This is a genomic window from Streptomyces sp. NPDC018964 (assembly GCF_044390325.1).
In the GTDB taxonomy this organism is placed as follows: Bacteria; Actinomycetota; Actinomycetes; order Streptomycetales; family Streptomycetaceae; genus Streptomyces.
Genome location: NZ_JBIRYZ010000005.1, coordinates 378,692 through 397,213 on the forward strand (window position 1 = coordinate 378,692; position 18,522 = coordinate 397,213).

Genomic DNA, 18,522 nt, shown 5'->3' on the forward strand with positions numbered 1-18,522 from the left:
TTAGGACTCCACTGGTCGATCGAAGCTCGATGATGGCACGGCGCCACAGGCCCGGATGACGGCCTGGGCGTCCCGATGCCAGGACGTGATCAGGCTGTAACCGGTCGTTCGACCAACGACAACGCGAGCTGCGGAAGTTCCGTCAGGTCCGCCGCGGCCCCACTCAACCAGTGCACCCGGGGATCGCGCCTGAACCATGAATCCTGACGGCGCGCGAAGCGCTTGGTGGCACGCACGGTCTCGGACCGCGCCTCTTCGAGGGTGCACTCCCCGGCGAGCGCCGCGAGCACCTGCTGGTAGCCGAGCGCGCGCGACGCCGTGCGCCCCTGGCGCAACCCCTGCGCCTGGAGTGCGCTCACTTCCTCCACCAGGCCGGCCTCCCACATCCGGTCGACCCGGCGGGCGATCCGCTCGTCCAGCTCGGGGCGGGCCACGTCGACGCCGATCTGGAGGGTGTCGTAGACCGAGTCGTGGCCCGGGAGGTTGGCCGTGAAAGGCCTTCCCGTGATCTCGATGACCTCGAGCGCGCGGACGATGCGGCGGCCGTTGCCCGGCAGGATCGCCCGCGCGGCCTCGGGGTCCGCCACGGCGAGGCGGGCGTGCAGCGCCCCCGGGCCGCGCAGCGCGAGCTCCTCCTCCAAGCGGGCCCTGACCTCGGGGTCGGTGCCCGGGAACTCCAGGTTGTCGACGGCACCGCGGACGTAGAGGCCGGAACCGCCGACGAGGACGGGCCAGCGCCCCTCGGCGAGCAGCGCGTCGATCCGCTCCCGGGCCAGCCGCTGGTACTCGGCGACGGACGCGGTGACGGTGACGTCCCAGATGTCGAGCAGGTGGTGCGGGACGCCGCCGCGCTCCTCGGGTGTCAGCTTGGCGGTTCCGATGTCCATCCCCCGGTAGAGCTGCATGGAGTCGGCGTTGACGACTTCACCGCCGAGCCGCTGGGCCAGGAATACGCCCAGATCGGACTTTCCGGCCGCAGTGGGGCCGACGACGGCGATGACGCGGGGGGCGGGGGGTGCGCTGCTCACCGATCCAGTCTCGCAAACCTTCCGCCCGGCTCTCGAACGGGTTACGTGACGCGACGGCCGCCGGGTCGTTGCCCGTTGCGAGGTTCCTGCCGCCGGATCACAGGGGCGGCTGCCCGGGTCACACGAACGGACGCACCGGGCAACGCGGAATTTCGTCCGCACGAGTAACGTATGGAGTGAATATGGGCGTTTTTGCACGGCTTTTTCGGAGGTCGAAGGCCGCGGAGGAGACGCGGACCGACGAGGTCCGGGCCGGCGAAGCCGGGGCCGGCGCGGAGAGCGCGGCCGGGGCCGCGGAGCCGAAGGGGTCGGCCGAGGCGCCGGAGACCACCGGGCCGGCGGAGAAGGAGGCCGACGAGGTCACCGGCACCGACACCGTCGAGATCCCGAAGCAGCAGTCCGCCGAGGCGGCCGACAGCGAGACCGGTGAGGGCGCCCGCACGTAGGCGGCCGCGAGGGAAGGTATGTCATGGGTCTCCTGGACAATCTGAAGGCCAGGCTCGGCCCGGCCAAGGACAAGGTCTCCGACCTCGCGCACCAGCACGAGGACAGGATCCAGCACGGCCTGGACAGGGCCGCGCGGACCGTCGACGAGCGGACCAAGGGCAAGTACAGCGACCGGATCCAGACGGGTACGGGCAAGGCCAAGGATGCCGTGGACCGGCTCGCTCACAAGAAGGACCCCGGCTCGGGCGCGGGCGGCACCACCATGCCGCCGGCCGGGCCACCGCCCGCTTCCTGAGCGGCACACCGACGGACGACCGCGGAGCACACCGAGCGCTCCCGGCCGTCCGCCGCGTTCTCCCTACGGGCCGCCTACGCCCAGGCGGCCACGAGGTAACCGACCCCGTAGAGGGCGTCCTCGTAGAGCAGCGCGCCTCCCAGGTCCGGGTTCCCGGCCGCCGCACCGGCGAGCACCTGCCAGGGGGCCCGGCCGGACACCTTCAGCTCGCGCGCCAGCCCGGTGTCCAGCGCACGCAGGGCCCCGGCGTCGGCCGCGCCCAGCGCGCGTGCGAGTTCCGCGTCGAAGGGGGCCGCGCGCTCGTCGAGGTAACCGGGCGCCTTGAGCGTGCGGCACGCGCTGGCGTCGCCCATCACCAGCAGCGCGACCCGCTCCGCCCGGCCGGCGACGGCCTCCCCCTCCTGGGCGCACCGCTCGGCCGTGAGGGATTCCCCCACGGCCAGTCCCTCCACGGGGGCGTCCGCCCATCCGGTGCGATCCAGCAGCCAGGCGCCCACGGCCAGCCCGTACGGGAGTTCCCGCCGGGCCGGCACGCCCCTGTCCGGTCCCAGCCGCACGTCCAGACCGACGCCGAAGCCCCGGAAGGATCCCGGGGTGCCCTCCGGGTAGGACTCGGGCCCCGCGCCGTCCCCCGGCCCGACGACCACGAGCAGATCGGGCCGGGCGGCGGCGAGCACGCCCAGCGCGTCCGTGCACGCGGTCCGCGCGGTGTCCAGCTCGGGGGCGGCCCCGGTGGCGATCTCCGGCACGAGCAGCGGCGGGCACGGGCAGACGGCGGCGGCGACAAGCATGATCAGCAGCCTACTGCGGCGGCCCGGAACGGTGCCGCCGCCTCACGGGTCAGTCGACGGCGCAGCCCCCGGTGGCCACCGGCAGCGGTTCGGGCACGCCCACCTTGGGCAGGCCGAGCAGCACACCCGCGGGCCGCGCCGCCTTCTCGGTGTTCCGCTTCTCCCAGGCGTCCCCCGCGCGGGTGCGGCGCACGTCGAGCACCGTGCCCTCGGCGAGGAGGTGGTGCGGGGCGGCGTACGTGATCTCGACGGTGACCACGTCGCCGGGGCGCACCTCCTGTTCCGGCTTGGTGAAGTGCACCAGGCGGCTGTCGGGGGCACGGCCGGAGAGGCGGTGGGTGGCGCCGTCCTTGCGGCCTTCGCCCTCGGCGACCATCAGCTCCAGGGTGCGGCCGACCTGCTTCTTGTTCTCCTCCCAGGAGATCTCCTCCTGGAGGGCGACCAGTCGCTCGTAGCGCTCCTGGACGACCTTCTTGGGGATCTGGCCGTCCATCTCGGCGGCCGGGGTGCCGGGACGCTTGGAGTACTGGAAGGTGAACGCCTGCGCGAAGCGGGCCTCGCGGACGACGTGCAGGGTCTGCTGGAAGTCCTCCTCGGTCTCGCCGGGGAAGCCCACGATGATGTCGGTGCTGATCGCCGCGTGCGGGATGGCGGCGCGGACCTTCTTGATGATCCCGAGGTAGCGCTCCTGCCGGTAGGAGCGGCGCATCGCCTTCAGGACCGGGTCGGACCCGGACTGCAGGGGCATGTGCAGCTGCGGCATGACGTTCGGCGTCTCGGCCATGGCGGCGATGACGTCGTCGGTGAAGTCGCGCGGGTGCGGCGAGGTGAAGCGGACGCGCTCCAGGCCGTCGATGGTGCCGCAGGCGCGCAGCAGCTTGCTGAACGCCTCGCGGTCGCCGATGTCGGAGCCGTACGCGTTGACGTTCTGGCCGAGCAGGGTGATCTCGGAGACGCCCTCGGCGACCAGGGCCTCGATCTCGGCGAGGATGTCGCCGGGGCGGCGGTCCTTCTCCTTGCCCCGCAGCGCGGGGACGATGCAGAAGGTGCAGGTGTTGTTGCAGCCGACGGAGATGGACACCCAGGCCGCGTAGGCGCTCTCGCGCCGGGTCGGCAGCGTGGAGGGGAACGCCTCCAGCGACTCGGCGATCTCGACCTGCGCCTCCTCCTGCACGCGGGCGCGCTCCAGGAGGACGGGCAGCTTGCCGATGTTGTGCGTGCCGAAGACGACGTCGACCCAGGGCGCCCGCTTGACGATGGTGTCGCGGTCCTTCTGCGCGAGGCAGCCGCCGACCGCGATCTGCATGCCGGGGCGGCTCGCCTTCTTCGGGGCGAGGTGGCCGAGATTGCCGTACAGCTTGTTGTCGGCGTTCTCACGGACGGCGCAGGTGTTGAAGACGACGACGTCCGCGTCGCCGTCGGAGCCCTCGGGGGCGCGGACGTAGCCCGCGTCCTCCAGCAGTCCGGACAATCGCTCGGAGTCGTGGACGTTCATCTGGCACCCGTAGGTGCGTACTTCGTAGGTGCGCGTGCCGCCCGCTGACTGGCTCCGGTCGATGCTGCTCATGTGCACAAGGGTAGGCGGTGCCGCGGACAGCCTCCGCCGTGCGGGCGGCTTCCTGGCCTTGGCCGGACGCGGGCGGCGGGGGTGGTGTGATGGTTCCCTCCCGGCGGCCGGAAGGCGCGTGGGAGCACGGACCGGCCCGGACACGGGGACCGGCGTGATCCGTGCCGGCCGTCGGCCCAGGGCGTCGTCCCCGGCGAAGGTCTCCTGCGGGAACGGGGACGCGTGCTCTCCGCGCGCCTCGGAGGGCGCCCGCGCGGCGAGCGTTACGGGCAGGCCCTGAACGGCGGCGCCGACGGGTCCGCTGTTCCGGTGCCCCTCACGAGAGGCCGGGCACGAAAGGACCGGGGAACCGGGCGGAGAAGGAGAACGCCCGGAAGGCTGTCGGGAACGGTCCCGGAGGCGACTTCTCGGGAATCCGTCCAAGGAATTCCCGAGCCGGCCGAAGGTACGCGATGACCGTCCTGGTCCCCCGTCCAGCACCCGCCCGGCCCGCTGAACGCGTGTGAGCGCGCGAGGTGGTGCCGGCCGGCACGAAGCAGGCCGGCACATCCCCGCGCTCGTTCCCGGGGCGGTCCGTCAGCCCCGTACGGCCAGGTGGTACGCGGAGGCCCAGAGGACCGCCGCACAGGCCAGGCCCACCACGATCCGTACGCTCTCGTCCGACGCGCCGGCCACCACCAGCACCAGGCCGACGACCGAGACGGCGGCCAGCAGCCCAGCCGTCCACCGGTACTGCCACTGGTCGTACAGGTGTGCGAGCGGGAAGAAGTGCAACCCCACGACGAGGGCGATGCCGACGGGGATGAGCTCGGGGCGGCCGGAGGCGTTGGAGCCGGCGATGACGGCGAGGACGGCCAGCACCTCGACGCCGTTGACGACACCCACCCCGCGCGCCCAGTTCTCCGGCAGGCTCACCGTCGAACAAGGGCATCCGGTATTACGAGAGGCGTAGGGACACTTGTTTCTCCGGACACCGCCTCAGCTCCCGCATCGGCGTCGCTCAGGACGCGCGGGTCCACACGGCCCTCCCCCGGAACGGCGGCACCGGCGACGGCGTCCACACCGGCCGGCCGGCGGCCGGCAGGGCGGCCGTGATCGCGTCCCTGACACCACCCTGCGGACGTATCACCGCTATTGGCGGCACCACCCGTTGGAACAGCCTCCACAACTCGTCAGGTACCAGCCGTTCGACCAAGTCGGTCATGCACGGCTCGACGAACGGTCACGCCATAAAAACGGTGCCCATGGCCGGCGAGGCCCTACGAGGTCAAACGACTGGTCGACCTTGGCAAGTCAGAGGAGCCGCGGATCGAAATCGTCCCGGCACAGCCGGAAGTGCGCCGTCTCCGCCACCTCCCGCGCGTTCGACTCATCGACGCCCCCAGGGGTGGGCGAGATGTCGAATGCCTGCTGGTTGGCATCAGCGCACGAGACCCCGCCCCGGGGCACCGCGGGGCCCGGCAGGCACACGGGAGGCCACGGGAGACACCGCCCGTGGCCTCGTGCTCTGTGACCGGGTGGCGCTACGCCGCGATGGCCACCCGGAACCGGATCGGAGCCAGAACGGCACCCCGGAAAGAGGTGCGGGGCCCGTCACCACGCTGCCGGGACAGCCGGACGGCGTCCGCTCACGCCTCCCCGCGCGGCACCCACCCCTGGCGCCGCAGCACCGCCGACACGTCCGGGGCCACGTAGTGGTCGCCCTTGAGGACCTTGCCGTCGGGGCGGCGGCTGACCTGGCCGTCGGGGCCCAGCTTGCTCATGTTGGAACGGTGGATCTCGGCGATCACCGCGTCGAGGTCGATGCCATGGACCAGCGCGGTGCCGTACGCGACGTAGACGACGTCGGCCAGTTCGTGCGCGAGCCGGTCGAGCGGGCCCGTCACCGACACCTCGGCGACCTCCTGGGCCTCCTCGGCGAGCAGCTCGCCGCGGTGCGCGGCGAGTTCCGGCGAGACCTCGGACGGTACGTCGCGGGCGTCCAGCCCGAAGGCACGGTGGAAGTCACGGACCAGGTCGGCGGGCGAAGAAGTCATGCCGCGACTGTAACGGCCGCCCACGACAGCCCTCCGCTGTGAGCTCCGCCCTGGTCAGCGGGCACCCGGGCTGGCAGGATCGCGCGCATGCCCCACACGCTGTCCCGGATCGGCAGGCGACGGGCCCTGCGGGGCGCGACCGCCGGTGTCGTGGCGCTCGGACTGCTGCTGTGGTGGCTGGCGCCCTGGAGCGAGGAGCCGCCCGGCGGGACGATCACGCTGAGCACGGGCACCCGCGCGGGGGTCTATCAGAAGTACGGCGTGCTCCTGCGCAGCTCACTCGGCAAGCACATGCCCGACCTCGACGTACGTCTGAAGACGAGTGCCGGGTCGCAGGAGAACGTGCGCCGCGTGGCGACCGGGGAGGCCGACTTCGCGATCGCCGCGGCCGACGCGGTGGAGACGTACCGGCTCAGCGACCGGCCGGGCGCCGACCGGCTGCGCGGGGTGGCCCGCCTGTACGACGACTACGTGCAGCTCGCCGTCGCGCCCGGCTCGGGCATCAAGACCGTCGACGACCTGCGGGGCAAGCGGGTCGCCATAGGGCCGCCCAAGTCGGGCGTCCGGCTCATCGCCAACCGGGTGCTCCAGGCGGCCGGCATCGACCCGGAGACGGACATCGAGCCCTCCTCCGACGGCATCGACACCGGCCCGGAGCGGCTCGGGCACGACCTGGACGCCTTCTTCTGGTCCGGCGGACTGCCCACGGACGGCCTGAAGACGCTCGCCGAGCAGTCCGCGCTCCAGTTCGTGCCGATCGACGCCGGCCTCGTCTCCAAGCTGCACGAACAGGGCGACGTCACGCGCCACTACCGCGTCACCAACATGCCGGAGTCGGCCTACCCGGGCAGTCCGCCCGGCTCGGCCGTCCCGACGATGGCGGTGTCCAACCTCCTGATCACCCGGGCGGACGCCGACCCCCGCCTCACCGAGTGGCTCACCCGCATCGTGCTCAAGAGCCGGGACAACATCGGGGCACACGTCCACTCCGCCCAGCTGGTCGACGTACGCACCGCGATCTACACCGACCCGCTCCGGCTGCACGAGGGCGCGCGCCGGTACTACCGGTCCGTCAAGCCCTGATCCGTCGCCTCACCCGTGGGGGCGTTCCTCGGCACCGTCACGGTCACCCGCAGTCCGTGCGGCTCGTGCCGCTCGTACGCGATCGAGCCGCCGCCCGCCGCGAGCAGCGCCCGCGTGATGGACAGGCCGAGGCCCGAGCCCTTGATGTTCTGGTGCCGTCCGCTGCGCCAGAAGCGGTCGCCGACGCGGGTCAGCTCCTCCTCGGTCAGTCCCGGACCGTTGTCGGTGACGACGACGGTGGACGTGTCACCGTTGGAGGCGACGGTGACCTCGACGGTCTCGCCCTCGGGCGTGAACTTCACCGCGTTGTCGATGACCGCGTCCAGGGCGCTGGACAGCGCCACCGGGTCGGCCCACGCGGTCGTCGCCGGGCAGGCTCCGGTCAGCCGGACGCCCTTGGCCTCGGCGGTGGGCGACCAGGCCGCGACGCGCTCGGCGGCCAGGGCACCGATGTCGGCGATCTGGAGGCTGGCCTCGCTGTGCTCGGCGAGCGCCAGGTCGAGCAGGTCGTCCAGGACCTGTGCCAGGCGCTTGCCCTCGGCCTGCACGGAGGCGATCTCCTCGTTGCCCTCGGGCAGCTCCAGGGCGAGCAGTTCGATGCGCAGCAGCAGCGCCGAGAGCGGGTTGCGGAGCTGGTGGGAGGCGTCGGCGACGAAGGCGCGCTGCTGCTCCAGCACGCTCTCGACGTTGTCCGCCATCTCGTTGAACGACCGGGCGAGCCGTCTGAGTTCCGGTGGTCCGCCGGCCGCCGCGACCCGGGACTTCAGCCGTCCGGTGGCGATGTCGTGGGTGGTGGCGTCCAGGATGCGTACGGGCTTGAGCACCCAGCCGGTCAGCCGCAGCGCCGCGCCGACCGCGAGCAGCATCGCGGCCGCCTCCCCCGCGGCGGTGACCAGCCAGCCCCGGAGGATGCGGGAGCGCATCTGTCCGGTGGGCGAGTCGGTGACCACGACCGCGACGACGTCGCCGTCCCGGATGACCGGTGAGGCCACCACGAGGCTGCGCCGCTGCCAGGGCCACACCTGCTCGGGGTCGTGGCTGCGGCGGCTGAGCAGCGCCTCCTCGAAGGCGTCGCGCACCTCGCCCGTGCGGGGCAGGTGCCAGTCGCGCGGCGCGTGCGCCATGGACGAGTCGCCGCGGTAGAAGACGCCCGCGCGGATGCCGTAGACCGAGTGGTAGCTGCGGAGCTCGCTGCTGAGGGTCTTGCGACGCTCGTCGATGTCGCCGCCGACCGGGTCGACGGGCTCGGTGACGAACTGGGCGAGGGCCGCGAAGCGCGCGGTGTCGTCGATCCGGTCGACGACGACCCGCTGCTGCTCCGCGCCGGCCAGGCTGACGGCCAGCGGGACGCCGAGGGCGAGCAGGACGGCCGCCATCAGGACGATGAGCAGCGGAAGCAGCCGTGTGCGCACCCGGCCCCGCTACGCCGAGGGCGCGACGAGCCGGTAGCCGACGCCGCGCACGGTCTCGATGAGGGCGGGCATGCGGAGCTTGGCCCGCAGGGAGGCGACGTGGACCTCCAGGGTGCGCCCGGTCCCCTCCCAGCTGGTGCGCCACACCTCGCTGATGATCTGCTCCCGGCGGAAGACGACCCCCGGCCGCTGGGCGAGCAGGGCGAGCAGGTCGAACTCCTTGCGGGTCAGCTGGACGGCCGAACCGTTCACGCTGACCTGGCGGGTCGGCAGCTCGATGCGGACCGGGCCGAGCCGCAGCTCGGTCTCCGTACCGCCCGTGGCCTCCTCGTGGACGGTGCGCCGGCTGACGGCGTGGATCCGCGCGAGGAGCTCCCCCGTGTCATACGGCTTGACCACGTAGTCGTCGGCGCCGAGATTGAGGCCGTGGATGCGCGAGCGCACGTCGGACCGCGCGGTGACCATGATCACCGGCGTGCTGGTGCGCTTGCGGATCTTGCCGCAGACCTCGTAGCCGTCCTGGTCGGGCAGCCCCAGGTCGAGCAGGACGACACCGAAGCCGTTGCCCTCGGGGACGAGCGCCTGGAGCGCCTCCTCGCCGCTGCGCGCGTGGGTGACGTCGAATCCGTGCCGCGCCAGTACCGCCGACAGGGCGGCGGCGACGTGGTTGTCGTCCTCGACGAGAAGCAGTCTCACCAGGGCCCCCTTCAGTTCATCGGCCGTACGCTCTCCATGTGTACAAAAACGCGTGCACGCGCGCGTGCACCTTGCAGTGACGCTGATGAACGAGGGCGGCGTCAAGAGGGTTCCGGTTGCTCTTACGTACCGTTACCCGGCCGAAATCACCCCTGCTCACAAGTGCTACGACAGGTGTCCGATTGCTATCGGATCGTGATGCTCAGATTCCCCTCAGATGTAATGACGCAGGTCTGACGGGTTACTACTGTCCTCCGAAACCGAGGAGGACGGAGCCTGAGAGCGATGACCGAAGTATCGGTGGCCAAGGAAGATGTGGCCGCGACCGGCGATCTGGTCGTCCTGAAGAGCGTCAACAAGCACTTCGGCGCGTTGCACGTACTCCAGGACATCGACCTGACGATCGCCCGTGGCGAAGTCGTCGTGGTCATCGGACCCTCCGGGTCCGGGAAGTCCACCCTGTGCCGCACCATCAACCGTCTGGAGACGATCGACTCCGGGTCGATCTCGATCGACGGCAAGCCCCTGCCCCACGAGGGCAAGGAGCTCGCCCGGCTGCGGGCCGACGTGGGCATGGTCTTCCAGTCCTTCAACCTCTTCGCGCACAAGACCGTGCTCGAGAACGTGATGCTGGGCCAGGTCAAAGTCCGCAAGAAGGACAAGAAGGCGGCCGAGGAGCGGGCCCGTGCCCTGCTCGACCGGGTCGGCGTGGGCGCACAGGCCGAGAAGTACCCCGCGCAGCTCTCCGGTGGTCAGCAGCAGCGTGTCGCCATCGCGCGGGCCCTGGCGATGGAACCCAAGGTCATGCTCTTCGACGAGCCGACGTCGGCTCTCGACCCGGAGATGATCAACGAGGTGCTGGAGGTCATGCAGCAGCTCGCCCGCGAGGGCATGACCATGATCGTCGTCACACACGAGATGGGATTCGCCCGCTCGGCGGCCAATCGCGTGGTGTTCATGGCGGACGGCCGCATCGTCGAACAGGCCTCGCCGGACCAGTTCTTCAGCAATCCGCGCAGCGACCGCGCCAAGGACTTCCTGTCGAAGATCCTTCACCACTGAGGCGCACCCCTCGCCCCGCCGACCCGCGTCACCGGACACCGCCCGGACCGCATCACTTCATCAGAGTCAAAGGATGTGCACCATGAAGCTCCGCAAGGTCACCGCCGCCTCGGCCGCCGTGTTCGCCCTCGCCCTGACCGCCACCGCCTGTGGCGGCGACGACAGCGGCGACAACGGTTCCTCCGGGGGCGGCGGCGACAAGATCAAGATCGGTATCAAGTACGACCAGCCCGGTCTCGGTCTGAAGACGCCGGACGGTTCCTTCACCGGCTTCGACGTGGACGTGGCCACCTACGTCGCCAAGGAGCTCGGCTACGAGCCCGACCAGATCGAGTGGGTCGAGACCAAGAGCGCCGACCGCGAGAACGCCCTCGCGCGCGGGGACGTGAAGTTCATCGCGGCGACCTACTCGATCACCGACGAGCGCAAGGAGAAGGTCGACTTCGCCGGCCCGTACCTGCTGGCCCACCAGGACCTGCTGGTGAAGAAGGGCTCGGACATCTCCGAGGCCACCGACCTCAACGACAAGAAGCTGTGCTCGGTGACCGGCTCGACGTCGGCGCAGAACGTCAAGAAGGACTTCGCTCCGGACGCCCAGCTCAAGCAGGTCGGCACCTACTCGGAGTGCGTCGCCGCACTGCAGAGCGGTGCCGTCGACGCGCTGACCACCGACGACTCGATCCTCGCCGGCTTCGCCGCGCAGGACCAGTACAAGGGCAAGTTCCAGCTCGCCGGCCTCAAGCTGAGCAACGAGAACTACGGCATCGGCGTCAAGAAGGGCGACACCGAGACCGTCAACAAGATCAACGACGCCCTGGAGAAGATGGTCAGCGACAAGTCCTGGGACAAGGCGGTCGAGGCGAACTTCGGCCCGGCCGAGTACAAGAACGAGCCGGCCCCGCAGATCGGCAACATCGTCAAGTAAGCCCAGGACCGCAACGCGGGTCCAGAAGGCGTGCCGCCGTCCGTCGCGATCAGGACGGCGGCGCGCCGCGTCCGCCCCGTAGGCCACACACCCGGAAGCGCGGGAGATCGTGTTCGACTTTATTTCTGACTATGACGACCCGACGTTGTTGGGTGCGTTCTGGATGACGGTGAAGCTCACCGTGTTCTCGGGCGTCGGCTCCCTGATCTGGGGCACCCTGCTGGCGGCGATGCGGGTCAGCCCCGTCCCGCTGATGCGGTGGTTCGGGACCGCCTACGTGAACATCGTCCGGAACATCCCGCTGACCGTCATCATCGTCTTCACCTCGCTCGGTCTCGCCGACATCTTCGGCATGACCATGGGAGCGCCCGACGACTTCGCGCTCCAGGGCTTCCGCCTCGCGGTGCTCGGTCTGATCGCCTACACCGCGGCCTTCGTCTGCGAGGCGCTGCGCTCCGGCATCAACACCGTGCCGGTCGGACAGGCCGAGGCGGCCCGCGCCATCGGACTGAGCTTCACCCAGGTCCTCAGCCTGATCGTGCTGCCCCAGGCGTTCCGCTCGGTCATCGGGCCGCTCGCGAACGTACTGATCGCGCTGACCAAGAACACGACGGTGGCGGCCACCATCGGTGTGGCGGAGGCCGCCCTGCTGATGAAGGAAATGATCGAGAACGAGGCACAGACGCTGCTCATCGGCGCGGTCTTCGCCTTCGGATTCGTGGTATTGACCCTGCCCACCGGCCTGATCCTCGGCTGGCTGAGCAAGCGACTGGCGGTGAAGCGGTGACCTCCGTTCTGTACGACGCCCCCGGCCCCCGGGCCAAGCGGCGCAACGTCATCCTCTCGGTCGTCTTCGTGGCCGTCCTGGCCCTCGTCCTGTGGTGGGTCTACAGGACGATGGACGACAAGGGCCAGCTGGAGTGGTCCCTGTGGAAGCCGTTCACACAGTCCGAGGCGTGGACGACCTATCTGCTGCCCGGCCTCGCGGACACGCTGAAGGCGGCGGCGCTGGCCATGGTCATCGCGCTTCCGCTGGGCGCGGTGCTCGGCATCGCCCGGATGTCGGACCACCGGTGGGTCCGCGTCCCGGCCGCCGTGGTGGTGGAGTTCTTCCGCGCCATCCCGGTGCTGCTGCTGATGCTGTTCGCCAACGAGTTCTTCGCCCGCTCCACGGACGTCACCAGTGAAGACCGGCCCCTGTACGCGGTCGTCACCGGCCTGGTGCTCTACAACGCCTCGGTCCTCGCCGAGGTGGTCCGGGCCGGCATTCTCTCCCTGCCCAAGGGGCAGTCGGAGGCGGCCCAGGCGATCGGTCTGCGCAAGAGCCAGACGATGGCCAGCATCCTGCTGCCGCAGGCGGTCACGGCGATGCTCCCGGCGATCGTCAGCCAACTGGTCGTCATCGTGAAGGACACCGCGCTCGGCGGCGTGATGCTGGGCTTCACCGAACTGCTGAACTCGCGCGGCACACTGGCGGCCAACTACGCCAACGTCATCCCGAGCTTCATCGTGGTGGCGGTCCTCTACATCATCCTGAACTTCATCCTCACCTCCTTCGCCTCCTGGCTCGAGAAGCGCCTGCGCCGCAGCAAGCGCAGCACGGGCGCGGTGCTCGGCGTGGAGGACGTCGACGACATCAACGCGGCCGAGGTGGGTGGCACGTTCGGGACCGGTGCGGAGAAGTGACGCACGCCTGACGTACGGCATGACTGTGGCCCGCCGCTCCCCGGCGGGCCACAGTCATGTCGAGTTGCCGGATGTCGTCGGCGGTACGGAGGAGCCGTACAACCCGGACTCGTGTGATGAACAGTCAAGTGGTGTGACCGGCCCCTCCCCACTTCATGATCGCCACTGTCCTTCGGTCACTTGACGCAAGCACCGGCAATAGGTTGCATACGTTCTGTGATCGTGCACCCTGCTCCATCTTCCTGTTCCTCCACGTCTCTTCGGGCGTCACTTCGAGCAGGGGGCGCCGCGCCGTGGACCCGGTGATCATCGTCGGAGCGGGGCCCGTCGGGCTCACCCTCGCGCTGGCGCTGGCACGCCAGGACGTGCCGTGCGTGGTCCTCGACGAAGGACCGGGCAAGGACGAACCCCGTCCGGCGCGCACGGTCGTCCTGCGCGAGGAGACCGCCGCGTTCATGGAGCGGCTGACCGGCGTGCCGCTCGCGCACGCCGGTGTCCGGTGGGCCGGATGGCGGTCGATGCGGCGCAAGCAGGTGACGGCCGAGGTCGCCTTCGGCGACACCGAGCCCGCGCCCCTGCACATCGCCCAGCACGTCCTGACCGGTGCGCTGCGCGCGGCCCTCGCCGGCGAACGGCTCGTCAGGATCGCCGTGAACAGCAGGCTGGACGCCATGGAGCAGGAGCCCTCGGGCGTCACCGCCCACACCCGCGGCGACACCGGCACCTGGTGGCGCGGCAGTTACCTGGTCGGCTGCGACGGCCCGCGCTCGACCGTGCGCAAGCTCCAGGACATCCGCTTCCCCGGCCGCACCGCGGTGGAACGTCACGCCGTGGCCGCCCTGCGCACCGAACTCCCCTGGTACGACGAAGTTCTGCTGCACCGCACGCCGCCGTGGCGCACCACCGGCCCCTCGGCCGGGGAGATCACCGCGCGCCCGTTGCCGGACGGGGTGTGGCGCCTGGACTGGCTGCTGCCGCCGGGCAAGGACCTGGTCACGCCCGAACTGCTGCTGGGCCGGATCCGGGAGACCCTGGCCGGCTGGTCGGGCGGCCAGACCCCGCCGTACGAACTGCTGGACACCGGGGTGCACACCGTCCACCACCGGCTGGCCCGGCGCTGGCGGGCCGACCGGGTGTTCCTCGCCGGGGACGCGGCCCATCTGCTCGGCTCGCTGGGCACGCACGGGCTGGAGGAAGGGCTCCGCGACGCCGACAACCTCGCCTGGAAGCTGGCGCTGGCCTGGCACCACGGCCCGCACGAGGCACTGCTCGACAGCTACCAGACCGAGCGCCGGGCGATCGTCGCCGCCCGGCTGCGCACCGCCGACCAGGCGCTGCCGCTGGTGCGCGGCGGCGGACTGCGCTCCTACGTTCCCGGGTCCGCGCGGGGGCACGACACACTGCTGATGGACGGTCATCTGGGGCGGGGTGCGTTGGGCGCGCCGGGGACGTACGCCGGCTCGCCGCTCGCTCCCGGCCGCCTCGAGGGCGAGGTTCCCATCGGAACGGCTCCCGGTTCGGTGGTGACGGACGTACGGGTCACGGCGGAGGACGGCACCTTCGTCCGGCTGCGGGACCGGTTCGGCCGGGGCGCGCTGCTGGTGGTGCTGATCGCGCCCGGTACCGGCGTGTGGGAGCGGCGGCACTGGGTGTCCGCCGGGGTCATGCCCCGGCTGGCGGCGGCCGTCTCGACGCTGCCGCACCGGGCCGAACTGCTGGTCGCCGAGAGCTACCCGGGAGCGGCGGCCCACACCGTGCTCCTCGTACGCCCCGACGGTCATCTGGTGACGGCGCTGAGCGGGGTCCGGCCGGCGGACCTGTACGCGGCGGCGGAAGCGGCGGTCGGCGGGCCCGCCACCACGGAGGCGGAGGCCAAGGCCGACGCGGGGTCCGGGTCGCGCTGAGCGGCCGTCCGGTCGAATCGTCGTCACCCCGCGGTCCACAGGGTGACGACGAGTTGAACCGGCGCGCGGCCCCGTGGTGTACTCCGCTCGTGACCGACACCTGCGTGCACCTGTGGCGGAGGGTCCACATGGACCTCGTCCGCTATGCGGGCTGCGTGTGTCGCCCGTCCTGCTGATTCGCGTCTCTCCACCCCTACCCGCGCGCCGTTCGTCGTCCCGTACGCCGCTGCCGCGCGCCTCCGCGAACCTTCTCCAGGACGGTGCACATGTCTGTCTCCTCACCTGTTCCGGCTCCCGTCTCCGCACCCATGCAGGCGGACCTCCTCGACTTCGTACGGCGTACCGTCGCCGACGCCGGATTGATCGCCTCCCTTCCGCTCGATCCCGAGGGGCGCACCTGGGTGCGGCTCGACGGGCCCGGTGGCAGCGAGGCCTGGCTGATCGGCTGGCCGCCCGGCACCGGTACCGGCTGGCACGACCACGCCGACTCCGTCGGTGCCTTCATGACCGCGTCGGGCGAGCTGAAGGAGAACGCGCTCGCCGTACGGCTGCCCACCGACGGCTGGACGACCCTGGAACTCACGGACGGCGTGGACCGGGAGCGCCGGCTGGGGACCGGACAGGGGCGCGCCTTCGGCCGGCATCACGTGCACGAGGTCCTCAACGAGTCCCCGGACCGGCACGCGGTCTCCGTGCACGCCTACTACCCGCCGCTGCCGCGGATCCGCCGCTACAGCCGCAGCGGCCGGATCCTCCGTCTGGAGCAGGTCGAACGCCCCGAGGACTGGCAGTGAGCGGGACCGACGAACCGGCCGACGGTGTCGTGGGCATCGACGAGCTGCTGGAACGGGTACGCGCCGGTTACGAGCGCGTCGGCCCCCGGGACGCGTACGAGGCCGCACGGGCCGGTGAGGCGCTGCTGGTGGACATCCGCTACGCCGCGCTGCGGGAACGGGACGGGCTCATTCCCCAAGCCCTCGTGGTCGAACGCAACGAACTGGAGTGGCGTCTGGACCCGCGGGGCAGCCATCGACTCCCGGAGGCCACGAGCCACGACCTGCGGATCGTGGTGGTCTGCAACGAGGGCTACGCCTCCAGCCTCGCGGCGGAGTCCCTCCACCGCCTGGGCCTGCACCGGGCCACGGACCTGGTGGGCGGCTTCCAGGCCTGGCGGGGGGCAGGCCTGCCGGTGGTGCCTGCGCCTGCGCCCGCGTAGGCGTCGCGTCGGAGGCGGCCGGTACGGTGCCGCCGCCGAGACGGGCGGGAGTCACCGCCCTGATCGGAGGCTTCCGGGCTTGGCCGCCCATAGGGCCCGCTTCGCGCAAGGTGCCGCGTCGGCGCGGCGACCGGGTGCGGTGTCGCCACTGCGACGCCAACGGGCCACACGTCCGCTCGGCAGTTCCCGGGCCTGCGGTACACGGGGCTGCCGGTGGTGCCTGCGCCCGCGCAGGCGTCGCGTGAAGGGCGACCGGGTGCCGGACTCTCCGCCGGTCCACGGATCCGGGCCGGCGGAAGACCGGGGCCGCCGGTGGCACCGAGGCCCGCGTGGGGCGTGGTAGCGGGATCAGCCGGGGCGGGCCGCGTTCCCCCGCGCCGGCTCAGAACCCTTCGTCGCCGAGGAACTCCGCGTCCTCGCCCTCCTCCTCCAGCGCCTGCCGGACGACGCGCAGGGCGAGGCCCTCGGGGTAGCCCTTGCGGGCCAGCATGCCGGCGAGGCGACGGAGCCGCTTGTCGCGGTCGAGTCCGCGGGTGGCGCGCAGTTTGCGGGCGACCAGTTCCCGGGCGGTCGCCTCCTCCTGTTCGGAGTCGAGCTGGGAGACGGCCGCGTCGATCAACGTGGGGTCGACCCCTTTGGTACGCAGCTCCTGGGCGAGCGCGCGCCGGGCGAGCCCTCGGCCGTGGTGCCGGGACTCCACCCAGGCGTCCGCGAAGGCGCTGTCGTTGATCAGTCCGACCTCCTCGAACCGGGACAGCACCTCCTCGGCGGCCTCGTCCGGTATCTCCCGCTTGCGCAGGGCGTCGGCGAGCTGTTTCCGGGTGCGCGGGGTGCCGGTGAGCAGGCGCAGGCAGATCGCCCGCGCCCGCTCGACCGGGTCCGCCGGAGGTTCCTCCCGTTCGGCCCTCGACGAGGAGGAGGCGCCCCCGTCCTCCGCGGCCGCCTCGCCGAAGGTCCGGCGTCTGCGCCCGCGTCCACCGCGCGGCCCGCCGTCACGCGGGCCGCCCGCCCGTCCGCCACCCCCGCCGCGGGGGCCGCCCCCGCCGGTGATGTCGTCGTACGCCGCGTCACCGTCCACGGCCGGGCCGTCGCCGCCCTCGGTGCCCCTCCCCCGTGGGGCACCGGAGGCGGCGAGCTCGTACTCGGCCCAGTCGGTTCGTCGCGTCACGGGTCAGCTCTTGGCCGCCGCGGCCTTGGACTTGGAGGCCTTGGCCGCCGGTGCCGGTACCGCGGCCGGCTCGGCCGGAGCGGTGCTCGTGGCGTCCGCACCCGGTTCGGCGGCGGCCTCCTCCGGCCGTACGCCGACGCCCAGCTTCGTCAGGATCTTCTTCTCGATCTCGTTGGCGAGGTCGGGGTTGTCCTTCAGGAAGTTGCGGGCGTTCTCCTTGCCCTGGCCGAGCTGGTCCCCCTCGTACGTGTACCAGGCGCCGGCCTTGCGGACGAAGCCGTGCTCCACGCCCATGTCGATCAGGCCGCCCTCGCGGCTGATGCCCTGGCCGTAGAGGATGTCGAACTCGGCCTGCTTGAAGGGCGGCGCCACCTTGTTCTTGACGACCTTGCAGCGGGTGCGGTTGCCGACCGCCTCGGTGCCGTCCTTCAGGGTCTCGATGCGGCGGATGTCGATACGCACCGAGGCGTAGAACTTCAGCGCGCGGCCACCGGTCGTGGTCTCCGGGGAGCCGAACATCACGCCGATCTTCTCGCGGAGCTGGTTGATGAAGATCGCGGTGGTCTTGGACTGGTTGAGGGCACTGGTGATCTTCCGCAGGGCCTGGCTCATCAGGCGGGCTTGCAGACCCACGTGGCTGTCGCCCATCTCGCCCTCGATCTCCGCGCGCGGGACGAGCGCGGCGACGGAGTCGATGACGATGAGGTCGAGGGCACCGGAGCGGACCAGCATGTCCACGATCTCCAGGGCCTGCTCACCGTTGTCCGGCTGGGACAGGATCAGGTTGTCGATGTCGACGCCGAGCTTCTTCGCGTACTCGGGGTCGAGGGCGTGCTCCGCGTCCACGAAGGCGACCTGGCCGCCGGCCTTCTGCGCGTTCGCCACCGCGTGCAGAGTCAGGGTCGTCTTGCCGGAGGACTCCGGTCCGTAGATCTCCACCACACGGCCGCGCGGCAGGCCACCGACGCCGAGGGCCACGTCGAGCGCGGTCGATCCCGTCGGGATGACCTCGATGGGCTCGTTCGTCCGGTCGCCCATGCGCATGACCGCGCCCTTGCCGAACTGCCGTTCAATCTGTGCGAGCGCGGCGTCGAGCGCCTTCTCGCGGTCGGTTCCTGCCATGGGTTCCACCCGATTTGCTTGATTCGATCGCTTCACGTCAAAGACGCTAACGCCTGCCACTGACAACGCGCCCCGACGCACGTC

General features: G+C 71.4%; 20 protein-coding genes. 11 read left to right on the forward strand and 9 right to left on the reverse strand.

Annotation, left to right across the window (positions count from 1 at the left end; translation table 11 throughout):
• Nucleotides 1–89: 89 nt before the first annotated feature.
• Nucleotides 90–1,028 carry a tRNA (adenosine(37)-N6)-dimethylallyltransferase MiaA gene (miaA, locus tag ACH5AO_RS11435; protein ID WP_398924016.1) on the reverse strand — a complete coding sequence of 313 codons (939 nt, stop codon included), beginning with the start codon at nt 1,026–1,028 and terminating at the stop codon, nt 90–92.
• Nucleotides 1,029–1,210: 182 nt separating this feature from the next.
• On the opposite strand from miaA, the gene ACH5AO_RS11440 reads away from it, so the two are divergent.
• A complete protein-coding gene (locus ACH5AO_RS11440) occupies nt 1,211–1,474 on the forward strand; it encodes a hypothetical protein (protein ID WP_398924017.1) in 264 nt (87 codons plus the stop codon).
• Nucleotides 1,475–1,497: 23 nt separating this feature from the next.
• Nucleotides 1,498–1,770 (forward strand): antitoxin, encoded by a 273-nt coding sequence (locus ACH5AO_RS11445; protein ID WP_398924018.1) that lies wholly within the window; start codon nt 1,498–1,500, stop codon nt 1,768–1,770.
• A gap of 74 nt (nt 1,771–1,844) precedes the next feature.
• Here the strand turns inward: ACH5AO_RS11445 and ACH5AO_RS11450 are convergent, their stop codons facing one another.
• The 4 genes from ACH5AO_RS11450 to ACH5AO_RS11465 all read right to left on the reverse strand — a co-directional run bounded on the left by ACH5AO_RS11450 (nt 1,845) and on the right by ACH5AO_RS11465 (nt 6,164).
• On the reverse strand, nt 1,845–2,561 hold the full coding sequence (locus tag ACH5AO_RS11450) for a class III extradiol dioxygenase subunit B-like domain-containing protein (protein ID WP_398924019.1): 717 nt from the start codon (nt 2,559–2,561) through the stop codon (nt 1,845–1,847).
• 49 nt (nt 2,562–2,610) lie between these two features.
• Nucleotides 2,611–4,128: a tRNA (N6-isopentenyl adenosine(37)-C2)-methylthiotransferase MiaB gene (miaB, locus tag ACH5AO_RS11455; RefSeq protein WP_398924020.1), complete on the reverse strand. Its 1,518-nt coding sequence runs from the start codon at nt 4,126–4,128 to the stop codon at nt 2,611–2,613.
• Between the two features lie 576 nt (nt 4,129–4,704).
• Complete coding sequence (locus ACH5AO_RS11460; RefSeq protein ID WP_398924021.1) at nt 4,705–5,043, reverse strand: DUF7010 family protein; 339 nt, start codon at nt 5,041–5,043, stop codon at nt 4,705–4,707.
• 713 nt (nt 5,044–5,756) lie between these two features.
• A complete protein-coding gene (locus ACH5AO_RS11465) occupies nt 5,757–6,164 on the reverse strand; it encodes a MazG nucleotide pyrophosphohydrolase domain-containing protein (RefSeq protein ID WP_398924022.1) in 408 nt (135 codons plus the stop codon).
• 87 nt (nt 6,165–6,251) lie between these two features.
• On the opposite strand from ACH5AO_RS11465, the gene ACH5AO_RS11470 reads away from it, so the two are divergent.
• Nucleotides 6,252–7,247 carry a TAXI family TRAP transporter solute-binding subunit gene (locus ACH5AO_RS11470; protein ID WP_398924023.1) on the forward strand — a complete coding sequence of 332 codons (996 nt, stop codon included), beginning with the start codon at nt 6,252–6,254 and terminating at the stop codon, nt 7,245–7,247.
• On the opposite strand, the gene ACH5AO_RS11475 is transcribed toward ACH5AO_RS11470, so the two are convergent.
• The gene (locus tag ACH5AO_RS11475) at nt 7,226–8,659 is read right to left on the reverse strand and encodes a sensor histidine kinase (protein WP_398924024.1); all 1,434 of its coding nucleotides are present in this window, start codon (nt 8,657–8,659) and stop codon (nt 7,226–7,228) included. The genes ACH5AO_RS11470 and ACH5AO_RS11475 overlap by 22 nt on opposite strands.
• A gap of 9 nt (nt 8,660–8,668) precedes the next feature.
• Nucleotides 8,669–9,355 carry a response regulator transcription factor gene (locus tag ACH5AO_RS11480; protein WP_398924025.1) on the reverse strand — a complete coding sequence of 229 codons (687 nt, stop codon included), beginning with the start codon at nt 9,353–9,355 and terminating at the stop codon, nt 8,669–8,671.
• A gap of 285 nt (nt 9,356–9,640) precedes the next feature.
• Between ACH5AO_RS11480 and ACH5AO_RS11485 the strand changes: the two genes are divergently transcribed.
• From ACH5AO_RS11485 to ACH5AO_RS11520, 8 genes are all read left to right on the forward strand, one after another.
• Complete coding sequence (locus ACH5AO_RS11485; protein ID WP_391791146.1) at nt 9,641–10,417, forward strand: amino acid ABC transporter ATP-binding protein; 777 nt, start codon at nt 9,641–9,643, stop codon at nt 10,415–10,417.
• Between the two features lie 82 nt (nt 10,418–10,499).
• Nucleotides 10,500–11,342 carry a glutamate ABC transporter substrate-binding protein gene (locus ACH5AO_RS11490; RefSeq protein WP_398924026.1) on the forward strand — a complete coding sequence of 281 codons (843 nt, stop codon included), beginning with the start codon at nt 10,500–10,502 and terminating at the stop codon, nt 11,340–11,342.
• Nucleotides 11,343–11,451: 109 nt separating this feature from the next.
• Nucleotides 11,452–12,129, forward strand: coding sequence for an amino acid ABC transporter permease (locus tag ACH5AO_RS11495; protein ID WP_398924027.1), 678 nt, complete (start codon nt 11,452–11,454; stop codon nt 12,127–12,129).
• Nucleotides 12,126–13,028, forward strand: coding sequence for an amino acid ABC transporter permease (locus ACH5AO_RS11500; protein WP_398924028.1), 903 nt, complete (start codon nt 12,126–12,128; stop codon nt 13,026–13,028). The genes ACH5AO_RS11495 and ACH5AO_RS11500 overlap by 4 nt, the downstream gene beginning before the upstream one ends.
• A gap of 293 nt (nt 13,029–13,321) precedes the next feature.
• On the forward strand, nt 13,322–14,932 hold the full coding sequence (locus tag ACH5AO_RS11505; protein WP_398924029.1) for an FAD-dependent monooxygenase: 1,611 nt from the start codon (nt 13,322–13,324) through the stop codon (nt 14,930–14,932).
• Between the two features lie 104 nt (nt 14,933–15,036).
• A complete protein-coding gene (locus ACH5AO_RS11510; protein WP_311710492.1) occupies nt 15,037–15,108 on the forward strand; it encodes a putative leader peptide in 72 nt (23 codons plus the stop codon).
• 90 nt (nt 15,109–15,198) lie between these two features.
• Nucleotides 15,199–15,726: a cysteine dioxygenase gene (locus ACH5AO_RS11515; RefSeq protein WP_398924030.1), complete on the forward strand. Its 528-nt coding sequence runs from the start codon at nt 15,199–15,201 to the stop codon at nt 15,724–15,726.
• Nucleotides 15,723–16,148, forward strand: a complete 426-nt coding sequence (locus ACH5AO_RS11520; RefSeq protein WP_398924031.1) for a rhodanese-like domain-containing protein — start codon at nt 15,723–15,725, stop codon at nt 16,146–16,148. Before ACH5AO_RS11515 ends, ACH5AO_RS11520 begins: the two co-directional genes overlap by 4 nt.
• Nucleotides 16,149–16,530: 382 nt before the next feature.
• Here the strand turns inward: ACH5AO_RS11520 and recX are convergent, their stop codons facing one another.
• Both recX and recA read right to left on the reverse strand, forming a co-directional pair.
• Nucleotides 16,531–17,316 (reverse strand): recombination regulator RecX, encoded by a 786-nt coding sequence (gene recX / locus ACH5AO_RS11525; RefSeq protein WP_398924032.1) that lies wholly within the window; start codon nt 17,314–17,316, stop codon nt 16,531–16,533.
• A gap of 3 nt (nt 17,317–17,319) precedes the next feature.
• Nucleotides 17,320–18,438: a recombinase RecA gene (recA, locus tag ACH5AO_RS11530; protein WP_398924033.1), complete on the reverse strand. Its 1,119-nt coding sequence runs from the start codon at nt 18,436–18,438 to the stop codon at nt 17,320–17,322.
• Nucleotides 18,439–18,522: the final 84 nt, after the last annotated feature.

Bases quoted from the DNA above. Each gene is read 5' to 3' on its own strand.
- ACH5AO_RS11465 (WP_398924022.1), bottom strand. From the start codon at position 6,164: ATGACTTCTTCGCCCGCCGACCTGGTCCGTGACTTCCACCGTGCCTTC.
- ACH5AO_RS11440 (WP_398924017.1), top strand. From the start codon at position 1,211: ATGGGCGTTTTTGCACGGCTTTTTCGGAGGTCGAAGGCCGCGGAGGAG.
- ACH5AO_RS11485 (WP_391791146.1), top strand. From the start codon at position 9,641: ATGACCGAAGTATCGGTGGCCAAGGAAGATGTGGCCGCGACCGGCGAT.
- ACH5AO_RS11490 (WP_398924026.1), top strand. From the start codon at position 10,500: ATGAAGCTCCGCAAGGTCACCGCCGCCTCGGCCGCCGTGTTCGCCCTC.
- recA (WP_398924033.1), bottom strand. From the start codon at position 18,438: ATGGCAGGAACCGACCGCGAGAAGGCGCTCGACGCCGCGCTCGCACAG.
- miaB (WP_398924020.1), bottom strand. From the start codon at position 4,128: ATGAGCAGCATCGACCGGAGCCAGTCAGCGGGCGGCACGCGCACCTAC.
- ACH5AO_RS11450 (WP_398924019.1), bottom strand. From the start codon at position 2,561: ATGCTTGTCGCCGCCGCCGTCTGCCCGTGCCCGCCGCTGCTCGTGCCG.
- ACH5AO_RS11515 (WP_398924030.1), top strand. From the start codon at position 15,199: ATGTCTGTCTCCTCACCTGTTCCGGCTCCCGTCTCCGCACCCATGCAG.
- ACH5AO_RS11470 (WP_398924023.1), top strand. From the start codon at position 6,252: ATGCCCCACACGCTGTCCCGGATCGGCAGGCGACGGGCCCTGCGGGGC.
- ACH5AO_RS11445 (WP_398924018.1), top strand. From the start codon at position 1,498: ATGGGTCTCCTGGACAATCTGAAGGCCAGGCTCGGCCCGGCCAAGGAC.